General features: G+C 75.0%; 14 protein-coding genes. 2 read left to right on the top strand and 12 right to left on the bottom strand.

The window, feature by feature from the left end; genetic code table 11:
• Positions 1 to 39: 39 nt before the first annotated feature.
• Entirely contained in the window at positions 40 to 1,443 is a 1,404-nt protein-coding gene (locus IU369_RS05490; protein ID WP_217923568.1) for a C40 family peptidase, read from the bottom strand.
• 61 nt (positions 1,444 to 1,504) lie between these two features.
• Complete coding sequence (locus IU369_RS05495) at positions 1,505 to 2,713, bottom strand: C40 family peptidase (protein ID WP_217923569.1); 1,209 nt, start codon at positions 2,711 to 2,713, stop codon at positions 1,505 to 1,507.
• Positions 2,714 to 2,801: 88 nt separating this feature from the next.
• On the opposite strand from IU369_RS05495, the gene IU369_RS05500 reads away from it, so the two are divergent.
• A complete protein-coding gene (locus IU369_RS05500) occupies positions 2,802 to 4,145 on the top strand; it encodes a M23 family metallopeptidase (RefSeq protein WP_217923570.1) in 1,344 nt (447 codons plus the stop codon).
• On the opposite strand, the gene IU369_RS05505 is transcribed toward IU369_RS05500, so the two are convergent.
• Positions 4,142 to 4,960, bottom strand: a complete 819-nt coding sequence (locus tag IU369_RS05505) for an alpha/beta fold hydrolase (protein WP_217923571.1) — start codon at positions 4,958 to 4,960, stop codon at positions 4,142 to 4,144. The two genes, IU369_RS05500 and IU369_RS05505, sit on opposite strands and share 4 nt — an antisense overlap.
• Here IU369_RS05505 and IU369_RS05510 point away from each other — a divergent pair.
• Complete coding sequence (locus tag IU369_RS05510; protein WP_217923572.1) at positions 4,943 to 5,659, top strand: alpha/beta fold hydrolase; 717 nt, start codon at positions 4,943 to 4,945, stop codon at positions 5,657 to 5,659. The genes IU369_RS05505 and IU369_RS05510 overlap by 18 nt on opposite strands.
• Positions 5,660 to 5,686: 27 nt before the next feature.
• Here IU369_RS05510 and IU369_RS05515 read toward each other — a convergent pair whose 3' ends face one another.
• The 9 genes from IU369_RS05515 to IU369_RS05555 form a co-directional block, all read right to left on the bottom strand.
• On the bottom strand, positions 5,687 to 6,121 hold the full coding sequence (locus IU369_RS05515; RefSeq protein WP_217923573.1) for a HesB/IscA family protein: 435 nt from the start codon (positions 6,119 to 6,121) through the stop codon (positions 5,687 to 5,689).
• Positions 6,114 to 6,425 carry a metal-sulfur cluster assembly factor gene (locus IU369_RS05520; RefSeq protein ID WP_246551348.1) on the bottom strand — a complete coding sequence of 104 codons (312 nt, stop codon included), beginning with the start codon at positions 6,423 to 6,425 and terminating at the stop codon, positions 6,114 to 6,116. The genes IU369_RS05515 and IU369_RS05520 overlap by 8 nt, the downstream gene beginning before the upstream one ends.
• Positions 6,426 to 6,875 (bottom strand): Fe-S cluster assembly sulfur transfer protein SufU, encoded by a 450-nt coding sequence (gene sufU, locus IU369_RS05525; RefSeq protein WP_217923574.1) that lies wholly within the window; start codon positions 6,873 to 6,875, stop codon positions 6,426 to 6,428.
• A 13-nt stretch (positions 6,876 to 6,888) separates the two neighbouring features.
• Positions 6,889 to 8,136 carry an aminotransferase class V-fold PLP-dependent enzyme gene (locus IU369_RS05530; RefSeq protein WP_217923575.1) on the bottom strand — a complete coding sequence of 416 codons (1,248 nt, stop codon included), beginning with the start codon at positions 8,134 to 8,136 and terminating at the stop codon, positions 6,889 to 6,891.
• Positions 8,133 to 8,903: a Fe-S cluster assembly ATPase SufC gene (gene sufC / locus IU369_RS05535; RefSeq protein WP_246551350.1), complete on the bottom strand. Its 771-nt coding sequence runs from the start codon at positions 8,901 to 8,903 to the stop codon at positions 8,133 to 8,135. The genes IU369_RS05530 and sufC overlap by 4 nt, the downstream gene beginning before the upstream one ends.
• A gap of 8 nt (positions 8,904 to 8,911) precedes the next feature.
• Positions 8,912 to 9,241, bottom strand: a complete 330-nt coding sequence (locus IU369_RS05540; RefSeq protein ID WP_217923576.1) for a non-heme iron oxygenase ferredoxin subunit — start codon at positions 9,239 to 9,241, stop codon at positions 8,912 to 8,914.
• A complete protein-coding gene (sufD, locus tag IU369_RS05545; protein WP_217923577.1) occupies positions 9,238 to 10,461 on the bottom strand; it encodes a Fe-S cluster assembly protein SufD in 1,224 nt (407 codons plus the stop codon). Before sufD ends, IU369_RS05540 begins: the two co-directional genes overlap by 4 nt.
• Positions 10,454 to 11,860: a Fe-S cluster assembly protein SufB gene (gene sufB / locus IU369_RS05550; RefSeq protein WP_217923578.1), complete on the bottom strand. Its 1,407-nt coding sequence runs from the start codon at positions 11,858 to 11,860 to the stop codon at positions 10,454 to 10,456. Before sufB ends, sufD begins: the two co-directional genes overlap by 8 nt.
• 168 nt (positions 11,861 to 12,028) lie before the next feature.
• Complete coding sequence (locus IU369_RS05555; protein ID WP_217923579.1) at positions 12,029 to 13,384, bottom strand: hypothetical protein; 1,356 nt, start codon at positions 13,382 to 13,384, stop codon at positions 12,029 to 12,031.
• Positions 13,385 to 13,430 lie beyond the last annotated feature (46 nt).

The raw sequence follows: 13,430 nt of genomic DNA on the forward strand, positions 1-13,430 counted from the left end.
CCCCCTCGCCGCGCCGCGGACCCGGGGGACCCGGAGGAGCTAGTAGCGGCGGGCCCCCGCGTACGACTCGGCATGGTACGGCTCGTAGAGCGACGAGATCGTCACCGACTCGCCCGGGCCGGGCGCGTGGACGAACTGGCCGTCGCCGGCGTAGAGGCCGACGTGCTCGACGAGGCCCGTCGGGTCGGAGAAGAAGACGGCGTCGCCCGGCTCGAGGTCGGCGGGGGCGACGGCGGTGCCGACCCGCGACTGGGCGACCACGCCGCGCGGCAGGGTCACGCCCTGCTCGGCGTAGGCCCACGCCACGAGCCCGGCGGCGTCGAAGCCGCGGGCGGGGGTCTGGCCGCCGCGGACGGTCCGGGTGCCGAGCTCCCCGAGCGCCTCCTGGGCCGCCGCGGCGCCGAGGCCGGACGATCCGAGGGCGACCTCCGGCACGACCACCGGCAGGGCGGGGGACACGACGGGCGCGCCCCCGGGGCCGGTGGCGGTCGTGACCGTCGCGGGCGTGGCGGTGGGGGAGGGGGCGGTGGACGCGCCGGCGGTGAACACGGCGGTGGCCGGGTCGCCCCCGAGCTCGGCGTAGTACGTCGAGACGTTGCGGACCCAGTTGTTGTTCAGCCCCGTCGGGTCGTTGTCGGCGCCGCTCGGCGCCCAGCGGCCCTGGATGGCCGGGATCGTCGTCAGGCCCGAGCCGGCGTAGAGGTTCCCGCCGAGGTTGCGCGCGGCCGCCCCGATGCCGTCCGACCACGAGGGGTACACGATCCCCGGACCCATCCCGAAGGGGTTGTGGATGCCCTGCGAGGGGCCGTAGGTGCCGAAGCTCGTCTCCGCGCCGCTGATCGCCACGAGGAAGCGGGGGTCGAGGCCCACGGCGCGCGACTCGGTCACGAAGACCGCGCCGAGGCCCGTCAGCGGGCTGGCCTTCGACGCGAGGTAGCCGTCGATCTGCGCGGCGAGGGTGCGGTCGTCGCCGGTGACGGCCGGGCGCCGCTCGTCGGGGAGCGGGATGACGGCCCCGCCCGCACCGGGGGTCGCCGTGGCGGCGGGCCGCTCGGCGGGGGGCTCGGCGAGCACCACGACGGGCCCGTCCGGGTCGTCGCCGGGGCCGGCGGGGGTCGCGAGGGGGTCGTCGTTGGCGGCCTCCTCCTGGGCGGCGGTCTCCTGCGCGTGGCGGGCGGCGATGCCCGACTCGAGGGCGATGAGGTCCTCCTTCTGGCGCAGCAGCCGCCGCTCGAGGCGCTCCAGCTCCCGCCGCTCGGCGCCGCCGAGCCGCTCGGCGGCCGTCCTCGCCTGCGCCAGCTGCGCCGACGTGCGGTCGATGCGGTCGCGCGCGTGGGCCAACTCGGCGGCCGTGGCCGCCACGGCGGGCGCGGCGGGGGCGGCGAGGAGGGCGATGGCGAGGGTCGCGACGAAGGCGCGCCGCACGGGGAGGCGACGGGGCATCCCCTCTATCGTCGGCCCCCGCGCGCCGCCCCTTGAGGGCGCGGCGCGGGACCGGGGGACCCTAGGGGCGGACGGCGCCCTGGTAGTCGCTGCGGCCGCTCATGCTCGAGACCTTCACGACGTCACCGGTCTGCGGTGCGTGGACGTACTGGCCGCCGCCGATGTAGATGCCCATGTGCCCGAGGTCCGCGCGGTAGAAGACGAGGTCGCCGACCTGGAGGTCGCTGGAGGGGACCTTCGGGAACGCGGCCCAGATCGCCCCCGTGTAGTGGGGGACGCTCTTGCCGATCTGGGCGTAGGCGTAGGAGGCGAGGCCGCTGCAGTCGAAACCCGACGGCGACGCGCCACCCCACACATAGGGGACACCCAGGTACTGCATCGCGATGCTCGCCGCGGCGGCGTTGCCGCTGCCACTCGGCAGCGGGGCGCTCGGGGCGGGTGTCGCGGCGGCGGGGTCGGCCGGGTCGGCGGCGGGCGCCGACGCGGCCGCGGGGGCGGAGGGGGTCGACGCGGCGGCCTCGGCGGCGGCGGCGCGCTGGCGGGCGAGGCGGGCCTGGGCCTCGGCCTCGGCGGCCTTGCGCTGCTCCTCGGCGCGGATCAGGCCACGCAACTCGGCGCTCGCCGAATCGAGGACCGCCTGACGCTGGGCGAGCAGACCCTCGATCCGCTCCTTCTCCCGCTCCCGGGCCGCGACGGCCTCGGCCGCCGTCGCCCGGTCCTCCACCAACTGGGCCCTCAACCGCACCAACGCCGCCTTGTGCTCACGCAACCCACCGACGACCTCGGCGTCCTGGCTGCCGACGCGGTCCAACAGGTCCATCTGGTCGCTGGCGGCGGCGATCGAGCCGCTGGTGATCAACACCTCCGCAAGGCTCGGCTGCGGCGTCGCGTACAGGCCCCGGAGGCGCTCGGCGAGGGCCTCACGCGACGCCCCCAGGTCCCGCTCGGTCTGGCGGGTGCGGGCCGTGTTCTCCTCGATCCGGCCGTTCACCTGCTGCAACTCATAGCGGGCCCCGTTGTAGGCCTCGGCGGCGACCTCGACCTGGGTGTTGTAGCTGTCGAGCTCGGCCTGGAGCTCGGCGACCCGGGCGCGCTGGGCCTCGATCGCGGCCGGCTCGGTGGTGGCGGTCCCCGCGCCGAACGCCAACAGGGCGGCGAGGACGGCGCAGGCCACGAGGGCCGTGAGGTGTCGCAGGGGTCTCAGGAAGCAGGTCTCCTGCAGCGGGGACAGGGCGCGCGAAGCCAGGGCGGCTCCATCCGACCGGCGCACGCTACCACCGTTCCGCGCGCCCGCACAACGCCGTCGCGCCCGCCCCCCGGTGTTGAAGCCGTCCGTCCCGCCGAGGATGATGGGGCCCGTGAGCCTCCTCCGCGCGCTCGTCGCCGCTGCTCTCGGGGCCGCGATCCTCCTGCCCGCCGCCCTCCTGGGGCAGGCCGCCCCGCCCTCCGCGCAGGCCCGCGGCTACGCCGCCCTGCTCCCCGGCGGGGCCCAGGGCGGCGCCACCGCGACGACCGGCGGCCCCGCGGAGCGGACCGCCTCCGTGGGGGGCCTGCGGCCCGCGGGCGGGGGCACCGTCGCCTCCGTATCGGTGCGCGTCGGCGCGTCCTCGGCGGGCACCGGGGCCACCGCCGAGGGGTCGATCACGGCGTCGGGCCTGCGCCTGCTCGACGGGCGGGTCACCGTCGCGTCGCTGCGCATGGCGGCACGCGCCGGCGACGGGACGGACGCCGGCGCGACGGGGCTGACGTCGTCGGGCGCCTCGGGCGTGACCGTCGACGGCGCCCCCGTCCCCGTCGGGCCGGGATCCCGCGTCGCGGTCCCCGGCGTCGGCGCGCTCGTCTTCTTCGAGACGGTCGCCGACGGCACGGGCGGCCTGCGCGCCAACGCCCTCCGCGTCGAGGTCACCGACCCGGCGGCGGCCGCCGTGATCGGGCAGCCGTTCGTGATCGGGCACCTCGACCTCGTGGCGGAGCGCGGCGCCGCGCCCGCCGCGGAGGCGCCCGCCGACCCCCCGGCGACGACGCGGCCGGCGGCGCCCGCCACCGCGCCCCGCGCCGCCGCCGCGCCCGACCCGGCGGCGATCCCGCTGGCGGCGACGCCGAGCCTCGGCCTGCCGGTGCGCCCCGCCCCGCGGGCCGCGGTCGTGTCGGGCGACGGCTACGTCTTCCCCGTCGTCGGCGACGACGTCGGCTTCACCGACGACTACGCCGCCCCCCGGGCCGGCACCGGGTGGCACCACGGCAACGACCTCTTCGCACCCACCGGCACCCCGCTGGTCGCCGTCGCCGACGGCACCCTCTCGCGGGTCGGCGTGAACACCCTCGGCGGCAACCGCCTGTGGCTCACCGACGACGCCGGCAACGCCTTCTACTACGCCCACCTGTCGGCCTACGCGCCGGCCGCGGTGGAGGGCGCCCGCGTGAGCGCCGGCCAGGTGATCGGGTTCGTCGGCAACACCGGCCAGGCCATCACCACGCCGCCGCACCTGCACTTCGAGATCCACCCGGCGGCGGGTGACAGCGTCAACCCCTACCCGTACCTGCTGGCCTGGCAGCGCGGCGGGGACATCCCGCGCGCCTTCGCCCAGGCGGCGACGTCGTCGTCGCCGGCCCCGGCGGCGGGCGCGGTGCTCGTGGACGGGGTCCCCGAGGTCGACGTCGCGCCGGCGCCGGCCGACGGGCTCGCCACGCCGGCCTCCTAGGCGCCGTCCCCGGCGGGGCGGCGGCCCCCGGGGGCTGCCATCCTCGGCCGATGCCCCTCCCCGGCCAGGAAGGCCCTGATCGCGCCGGCCGCCGCCCGCGGCGCGTCGTGCCCGAGGCCGTGGGCGGCGCGGGGGATGACCACGATGCGGGCGCGCCGGGCGCGGACGGCGATGCGCCGCGCCCACCGGCCGGTGGTGAGGGGGTCGCGGGACCCGCGCACGACGAGGACGGGGGCGCGGACCGCGACGACGAGCTCGTCGAGCGGCAGGGCGGAGGCCTCGCGGAGGGTGGCGAGCACCCGGGGCAGGCCGGCGCGGAGGTAGTCGCGGGCTCCCCCCGCGACGAGCGACGGCCGCTCCATGGGGCTGTCGACCGCGAGGCGGACCACCTGGCCGGCGGCCCCGCCACGGCCGTCGAAGGCGGGGCTGAGCAGCACGAGGGCGCGGACCCGCCCCGGGTGGCGCGCCGCGAGGACCGTGGCGACGTGGCACCCCCACGAGTGCCCGACGAGGGTGACCCGGCCCATGCCGCGGAGCGCGAGGACCTCCTCGAGGACGTCGGCGGCGGCGCCGGTGCTCCAGATGGCGTCGGAGTCGGTCCGGCCGAAGCCGGGGAGGTCGCAGACCAGCACGACGTGGTCCCGGGCGAGCTCCTCGGCGAGGGGCCCGAGGCTGCCGGCCGAGACACCGAGCCCGTGGACCATCACGACGGGGCCCGCGGAACGTCCCGCGGGGCGCAGCAGCCGCGCGTGGACGCGGACGCCGCCCGCCGCGGTCCACGTGCCCAGGGCACGCGGGTGCGCCTCGCCGGCCACGTGGTGCGCTACGAGGCGTCGGGTGAGGGACCGGCCGTGGTGCTGGTGCACGGCCTCGGCGGATCCGCCCGCTGGTGGCGCCGGACGGTGGCGGCGTTGTCGCAGGCGCATCGCGTGATCGTGCCCGAGCTGCCGGGCTTCGGCTACGGCCTCGGCGGCCGGCGGTTCCGGCTGGAGGACGCCCCCGTCGTGCTCGGGGGGCTGCTCGACCGCCTCGCCCTCGGGCCGGCGTCGCTCGTGGGGCACTCGTTCGGGGCGATGGTCTGCCTGGGCGTCGCGGTCGCGCGACCGGAGGCGGTCGACCGCCTCGTGCTGATCGGCCCGCCGGTGCGGACCGCCTCGCCCGCCCTGGCGGGCAACGTGCTGCCGGCGCTGCGGACGGTGCTCGGCCTGCCGCCCCCCGCCGCGTTGACCGTCATGACGGACATCGCCACCCGCTCGCCCCTCGCGTTGCTGCGCGCCGCCGGGGAGATCCTGGCCCACGACGGCGAACCCGGCATCGCACGGGCCCCCGCGGTGCCGACCATGGTGGTGTGGGGCGCCCGCGACGCCCTCGTGCCGGTGGGCGGGACGGGATGGGTGGCGCGGGCGCTGCCGGACGCGCGGGTGCGGGTGCTGCCCGGCGCGGGGCACGTGCCGATGCTCGACCGTCCCGACCTGCTCGACGCCGAGCTCCGCGCCTTCCTGTCGCCCGGGTGAGCCCCCGGGCGGGGCGACCGCCGCGGGTCAGGCCCCGAAGCTGTCCCCGCAGGAGCAGGTGGACGTCGCGTTCGGGTTGTTGATGCGGAAGCCCCGGCGCAGCAGGCCCTGCTCGTAGTCGATGACCGAGCCGGTCACGTGGATCGCCGACTTCAGGTCCATCAGCATCGTGACGCCGTTCGAGACGACCTCGCGGTCGCCCGCGCCGGCCGTCTCGCCCGGCTGCAGCAGGTCGAGCTTGTACTCCAGTCCGGAGCAGCCGCCGGCGAGGATGCGCAGGCGCACGCCGTCGGGCCGTCCCTGCGCGCGCGCCGACTCCCGGATGTAGTCGGCGGCGGCGGGGGAGACGGTGACGAAGGCCTCGCCCCCGGCTTCGGCGGCCCGCGCCGCGCGGGCGCGTGCCCGCGCCGCGGCCTTCTTCTCCTCGAGGGTGAGGGGCGGGGCGGCGGCGACCTCAGCCATAGCCCATCACCTTCATCAGGAAGCGCCCCTCCTCGGTCATCGACTCCGGCGTCCACGGCGGGTCCCAGACCCAGTTGACGTCGACGCTGGTGACGCCCTCGAGCGGCTCGACGGCGTTGCGCGAGTCCCCGAGGATCTGCTCGGTGAGCGGGCAGCCCATCGAGGTCAGCGTCATGTCGAGGACCACGTTGCCGGCGTCGTCGATGTTCACCTTGTAGAGCAGGCCGAGATCGACGACGTTCACGCCGAGCTCGGGGTCCTCGACCTGCTTCATGGCGCTGCGGATGTCGTCCTCGGTCGCCACTCAGACCACCTCCCCGGTGTCGCGCTGATACGTCAGGATCGCGTCCTTCGCGGCCATCCACCCGAGCAGCGCGCACTTCACGCGCACCGGGTAGCGGGCCACGCCCTCCAGGGCGACGGCGTCGCCGAGGCGGTCCTCGTCGGCCGCCTCGTCGCCGTGCATCACCTGGCGGAAGTGCTCGACGACGCCGAGGGCGTCCTCCAGCGAGCGGCCCGTGACCGCCTGGCTCATCATCGACACCGACGCCTGGGAGATGGAGCACCCCTGGCCGGTGTGGGCGAGCTCCGTGACGCGGCCGTCCTCGATGATCATCTCCAGGTGGACCTCGTCGCCGCACAGCGGGTTGTGCTGGTCGACGGCCACGGTCGGGCCGTCCAGCGTCCCCTCGCCGCGCTTGCGGCGATAGTGGTCCAGGATCAGCTCCTGGTAGAGGTCGTCGAGGCCGCCCACGTCGCTCCCCGCCCTAGGCGAACGCGGCCCGCGCGGCATGGAGTGCCCGCACCAGCGCGTCGATGTCGTCGTGGGAATTGTAGAGGTAGGTGCTCGCGCGGGCCGTGGCGCCCACGCCCAGCACCCGCATCAGCGGCTTCGCGCAGTGGTGCCCCGCGCGGACGCAGACGCCGTCCTGGTCGATGAGCTGCGCGATGTCGTGCGGGTGCAGGTCGTCCATGCTGAACGACACGGCGCCTCCGCGGGCCGCGGGGTCGCGCGGGCCGTACACCGTCAGGCCGCGGATGCCGGCGAGCGCGTCGAGCATGTGGGCCGTGAGGTCCACCTCGTGCGCCCGCACCGCGTCGAGGCCGACCGCCATGAGGTACTCGGCGGCGGCGCCGAGGCCCACGGCCTCCGCGATCGGCGGGGTGCCCGCCTCGAACTTCCACGGCAGGTCGGCCCACGTCGAGCCGCTCGTCGAGACGTCGGAGATCATCTCGCCGCCACCGAGGAACGGCTCCATCGCGTCGAGGACCTCCGGCCGCCCGACGAGGACGCCGATGCCGGTCGGGCCGAGCATCTTGTGGCCCGTGAAGGCCATGAAGTCGCAGCCGAGAGACGCGAAGTCGACCGGCATGTGGGGGACGCTCTGCGACGCGTCGACCAGGCAGAGCGCGCCGGCCTCGTGGGCGAGCGCCGCGATCTCGGCGACGGGGTTGATGGTGCCGAGCACGTTGCTCGCGTGGACGACCCCGACCATCTTCACGCGGCCGCCGCCGATCAGGGCCCGTGCGGCGTCCATGTCGAGCTCGCCCCCGGGGGTGACCGGCACGAACCGGACCGTCGCCCCCGTGATGCCGGCGACGATCTGCCACGGCACGATGCCGGAGTGGTGCTCCATCTCGGTGACGACGATCTCGTCGCCGGGGACGAGGGTGCGGACGCCCCACGCCCACGCGACGAGGTTGATCGCCTCGCTCGCGTTCTTGGTGAGGATCACGCCCTCGCGGGGGCTGCCGACGAGGCGGGCCACCGCGTCACGGCCCGCCTCGAAGCGGGCGGTCGCCTCGGCCGCCAGCTCGTAGACGCCGCGGTGCACGTTGGCGTTCGTCTCGCGGTAGTAGGCGTCCATCGCCGCGAGCACCGACGACGGCTTCTGCGAGGTCGCCGCCGAGTCGAGGTAGACGAGCGGCGCGTCGTGGACGCGCCGCCCCAGGATCGGGAAGTCGGCGCGGACCGCCGGGACGTCGATGGTCGCGGCGGTGCCCACGGCCGTCATCCCGCGGCGGGTGCCGCGGCCTCCTCGGCGGCGCCGAACTCGACGTAGCCGTTCTCCTCGAGGTGGTCGGCCAGCTCGGGGCCGCCGGTCTTGGCGATGCGGCCCTCGAACATCACGTGGACCACGTCGGGCCTGATGTACCGGAGGATGCGCGTGTAGTGGGTGATGATGAGGACCCCGAGGTTCGGGCCGCGCATCGTGTTGACGCCCTCGGACACGACCTTCAGGGCGTCGACGTCGAGGCCGGAGTCGGTCTCGTCGAGCACCGCGAACTTCGGCTCGATCATGGCCATCTGCAGGATCTCGTGGCGCTTCTTCTCGCCGCCCGAGAACCCCTGGTTGAGGTAGCGGTCGGCGAAGGAGCGGTCGAAGCCGAGGAGCTCCGACTTCGCGTCGAAGAGCTTGATGAAGTCGCGGGGCGAGATCTCCTCGCCGCGGATCGCGTTCAGCGACGTCCGCAGGAAGTTCATGACGGAGACGCCCGGGACCTCGACGGGGTACTGCATCGCGAGGAACATGCCGAGGGCGGCGCGCTCGTCGGCCTCCATCTCCACGATGTCCTGGCCGTCGAAGATCACCGACCCGCCGGTGATCTCGTACCGGGGGTGCCCGGCCAGCGCGTACGCGAGGGTGCTCTTGCCGGAGCCGTTGGGCCCCATCAGCGCGTGGACCTCGCCCTGGGGCACGGTCAGGTCGACGCCCTTCAGGATCGGGGTTCCGTCCACGGCGACCTCGAGGCCGCTGATCTGCAGGATGGGTTCGCTCACGGTTCTCCTCAGCGGATCAATGGGTGTTGGGTGCTCGGGGCGGGGTCCACGAGGACACGTCCGTCCCGCACCTCGACGCGGTAGGTCGGCAGCGCACGCGACGCGGGCGGCGTCAGCGCCTCGCCGGTCGTCAGGCAGAACTGCGCGCCGTGACGGGGACACTCGATGCGGTCGCCCTCGACCCAGCCCGCCGACAGGGACTCGAAGGCGTGGGTGCAGATGTCGTGCACCGCGCGGACGGTGCCGTCCACGACGACCAGGCACACCGGCGTGTCGCCGAGCTGCACGAGGTGCGGCTCACCGGGGGTCAGGTCCTCGAGGGCGGCGACGTCGATCACGCCAGCTTCGCCTGCACCGCGCGCTCCAGCTCCTCGCGGAGCTCGACCAGGCTGACCTGCTCGAGGACCTCCTGGAGGAAGCCCATGACGATGAGGCGCTTCGCCTCGGCCGTCGGGACGCCGCGGGACTGCAGGTAGAAGAGGTGCTCGTCGTCGACGCGGCCGACGGCCCCGGCGTGCGAGCACTTCACCTCGGCCGTCTCGATCTCGAGGAACGGGATCGTGTCGGCCCGCGCCCCGTCGTTGAGGACGAGGTTGCGGTTCGTCTGGTACGCGTCGGTGCCGGGCGCGCCCGGCGGGACGATCAGGTTGCCGAAGAACACGGTGTGCGCGTGGTCCTGGATCGCACCCTTGTAGAGCAGGTTCGAGTACGACTGCGGCGCCTCGTGGCGGGCGATCACCCGGTGCTCGAAGTGCTGGTCGCCACCGGCGAAGTAGAGGCCGAGCGCGCGGGCGTCGGAGCCCGGGCCGGCGCAGACGACGGTCGGCTCGACGCGCACGACGTCGCCGCCGAGCGTGACGAAGACCGAGCGGGCCTTCGCGTCGCGGTCGACGCGGGCGCGCAGCATCGCGTGGTGGCGCACGCCGGCGCCCCAGTCGACGACGGAGACGTGCTCCAGCTCGGCGCCCTGGCCCACGTAGAGCTCGACCACCGACGAGGCGCTGACCGGGGACGCGAAGTCGCCGGAGGTGAAGCGCTCGATGACCGTGGCCTTCGCGCCCTCCTCGACGACGATCAGCGAGCGCCCGAGGACGCGGCCGGCGAGGCCGGTGGCGGAGAGCAGCGACTCGATCGGCAGCTCGACCTCGACGCCTCGGGGGACGTGGACGAACAGGCCGCCGTCCCAGCGGGCCGCGTTCAGCGCGCCGGCGTGCTGCTCGAAGCCGATCAGGCCGTAGAGGCGCTCGCGGACGAGGGCCTCGTGGTCGGCCAGCGCGGCGCCCAGCTCGGCGACGATCACGCCGTCGGGCAGCGACTCGAGGGACGGCGCGGAGGGCGCGCCGTCCACGAGCTGGAGCCGTGCCGCGCGGGGGCCGCCCGCGGTGCTCGGCACGTCGACCGCGCCCGGCGCCTCGGGCGCGTCGCCCGTCAGCAGCGCCAGGTCGGCGGGCGGGGTGAAGCGCCAGTCCTCCTCCCGGCCCGTGAGGCCCGGGAGGGTGGACAGGGTCTGCGTGGCGGCGTCGCGGACGTCCGCGGCCCAGCCGGGTCGCTCAGCCAATCGAGCCCTCCATCTGCAGCTCGATGAGCCGGTTCAGCTCCACCGCGTACTCCATGGGGAGCTCCTTCGCGATCGGCTCGATGAAGCCGCGCACGATCATCGCCATGGCCTCCTCCTCGGAGAGCCCGCGGCTCATGAGGTAGAAGATCTGGTCGTCGGCGACCTTGGACACCGTGGCCTCGTGGCCGATCGAGGAGTCCTCCTCGCGGATGTCCATGTAGGGGTAGGTGTCCGAGCGGCTGTCCTCGTCGAGGAGCAGCGCGTCGCAGACGACCGACGCCTTCGCGCGCTTCGCCCCGGGCTCGACCTGCACGAGGCCGCGGTAGCTGGTGCGTCCGCCGCCGCGCGAGATCGACTTCGACACGATCGTCGAGGACGTGTCGGGGGCGACGTGGACCATCTTCGCGCCGGCGTCCTGGTGCATCCCCTCGCTGGCCATCGCCACCGAGAGCACCTCGCCGCGTGCGCCGGGACCGGTCATCCAGACGGCGGGGTACTTCATCGTCAGCTTCGACCCGAGGTTGCCGTCGACCCACTCCATCGTGGCGTTCTTCTGGGCCTCGGCGCGCTTGGTGACCAGGTTGTAGACGTTCGTCGACCAGTTCTGGATGGTCGTGTACCGGCAGCGGGCGCCCTCCTTGACGATGATCTCCACCACCGCCGAGTGCAGGGAGTCGCTCGAGTAGACGGGGGCGGTGCAGCCCTCGACGTAGTGCACGAACGAGCCCGGCTCGCAGATGATCAGCGTCCGCTCGAACTGGCCCATGTTCTCCGCGTTGATGCGGAAGTAGGCCTGCAGCGGGATCTCGACCTGCACGCCCGGCGGGACCCAGATGAACGAGCCGCCCGACCACACGGCCGAGTTCAGCGCGGCGAGCTTGTTGTCGCCCGGGGGGATGATCGTGGCCCAGTGCTTGCGGAAGATCTCCTCGTGCTCACGGAGCGCGGTGTCCGTGTCGCAGAAGATGACGCCCTTCTTGTCGAGGTCCTCCCGCAGCGAGTGGTAGACGACCTCGCTCTCGTACTGGGCGCTCACGCCCGACAGGTACTTCTGCTCGGCCTCCGGGATGCCCAGGCGGTCGAACGTGTTCTTGATGTCGGACGGGACGTCGTTCCAGTCGGTGCTCTGCTTCTCCGACGAGCGGATGAAGTAGAAGATGTTCTGGAAGTCGATGCCGTCCATGTCCCCGCCCCACTGGGGCATGGGCTTGCGCTCGAAGATCTCCAGGGCGCGAAGGCGGAACTTCAGCATCCACTCCGGCTCGCCCTTCAGGAACGAGATCTCGCGGACGACGTCGGCGTTGAGCCCGCGCTTGGGCTCGAACACGTAGTTCGCCGGGTCGTGCCAGCCGAACTTGTACTGGCCGAGATCGATGTCGGGCGGCTTGACTGTGGACACGGGCCCTCCCCGGTCGCGTGTGGAACTCGGGCGTCTGGTCTAAAGGATACGCGCATCGCCGTAATCGGGGGAGTGTCGTACGACACCGGCCCTCCGCGGCGCGGCATGCGCCCTCCGCCAGCGCTCCAGACTAGCCGCTACGGGCGGCGCGGGCCGTGGCCCGTGGCGTCAGGAGACGGGTCCCGAGGCCCGCTCGACCACGGTGCGCCCGCCCGCGGCGCGGGTCCAGAGGAGCTCGGCGTCCCCGGCGGCGTCCGTGTCGAGCGCCGGCGCGTCGCCCGTGACGACCCCCGCGCCCGAGACGGTCTCGCCCGTCGTCACCGACCCGTCGGAGGAGCGGGTGGCCGCCACGACCCTCCCGTCGGCCGTCCACGCGACGACGCCGCGCCGGGCCATGTCGGCCGCGGCGACGCGGATGCCGCGGGTGTCGTCGATGGCCGACCCCAGCGAGGAGGGGGTGCCGACGCCGAGGTCGGCGGCGATCGGCGCGGTGCGCGGCCGCCCCGCCCGGTCGGTCCAGGCGGTGAGGGCGTCGCCGCCGGCGTTGACGGCGATGCGCGGCGCCCCCGCCTCGGGGTCGCTGCGCTCGGTGGGGCCGAGCGCCGGCAGCACCTGCAGCGTGAGGCGCTCCGCGATCTCCCCCCGCCACCAGCGCAGCGACCCGTCGGCCGTGGCGCTGACCGCCGCGACCCGCCCGGCGTCCGAGACGGCCAGGTCGGCCGAGACGTCCGCGTCGGTGCGGAACGGCAGCTCGGCCTCCGAGCCGAAGGCGTCGCCGGGGGCGCGCGAGATCGCGAGGGCGGTGCTGCGGCCCTCCGGCAGGTCGCACTGCCACCAGACCACCGCGTGGCCGCGGCCGCCGACGGCGACGCGCGGCAGCCGCACCTCGGAGCAGAGCGTCGCGCGCGAGACCCGGCGCGGCGGGGTCCACGCGCCGTCGGACGACCGCTCGGCGACCTGGACCTCCCCGACGAAGCCCGGCGCGCGCGGCGTGGTGCCGGTGCCCCAGTGCCAGGCGACGACGGCCGCCCCCGTGTCGTCCATCGCCAGGCGGGGCGGGCCGACCTTGTTGCGGGAGCTCGAGAGGGTCGTGATGGGGCTCCAGCGGGCGTCGGCGGTGGCGCGCTCCCGTGCACGGGTCACGTAGACGGCCTGGCGGCGGCGCCCGGACTCGGTGCGGACGATCCGGGTGCGGACCACCTGGCGCCACGTCACGAGGGCGAGGCCCTGCCCATCGATCGCCACCTGGGGATCGATGGCGGGGCGGCCGCGCCGCGAGATCGCCACCGGGGCGCCCCAGTCGCCCCCCGCCGGGCGCTGGCTGACGACGATCATCGCGTCGCGTCGCGCCCCCCGCACCCAGGCCGCGACCGCGTCGCCGCGGGCGTTGACGGCGACGTCGGGGGAGTGCGCGGGCAGCGGGCCCTTCGACGCGCGCACCGGGGCCTCCCACGCGCCGAGCGCCGGCGCGGCGCCCGCCAGCGCGGATGCGGAGACGACGGCGAGCATCAGGCGCGACCTCATGGGCTGACGGTACAACGACCGGGTGTATCGTGGGCATCGACCGGGG

Source organism: Miltoncostaea oceani (genome assembly GCF_018141545.1).
Classification (GTDB): domain Bacteria; phylum Actinomycetota; class Thermoleophilia; order Miltoncostaeales; family Miltoncostaeaceae; genus Miltoncostaea; species Miltoncostaea oceani.

What these genes read in the sequence shown, in the direction of transcription:
- IU369_RS05530 (WP_217923575.1), bottom strand. Translation starts at nt 8,136, where the DNA reads ATGACGGCCGTGGGCACCGCCGCGACCATCGACGTCCCGGCGGTCCGC.
- IU369_RS05555 (WP_217923579.1), bottom strand. Translation starts at nt 13,384, where the DNA reads ATGAGGTCGCGCCTGATGCTCGCCGTCGTCTCCGCATCCGCGCTGGCG.
- IU369_RS05515 (WP_217923573.1), bottom strand. Translation starts at nt 6,121, where the DNA reads ATGGCTGAGGTCGCCGCCGCCCCGCCCCTCACCCTCGAGGAGAAGAAG.
- IU369_RS05490 (WP_217923568.1), bottom strand. Translation starts at nt 1,443, where the DNA reads ATGCCCCGTCGCCTCCCCGTGCGGCGCGCCTTCGTCGCGACCCTCGCC.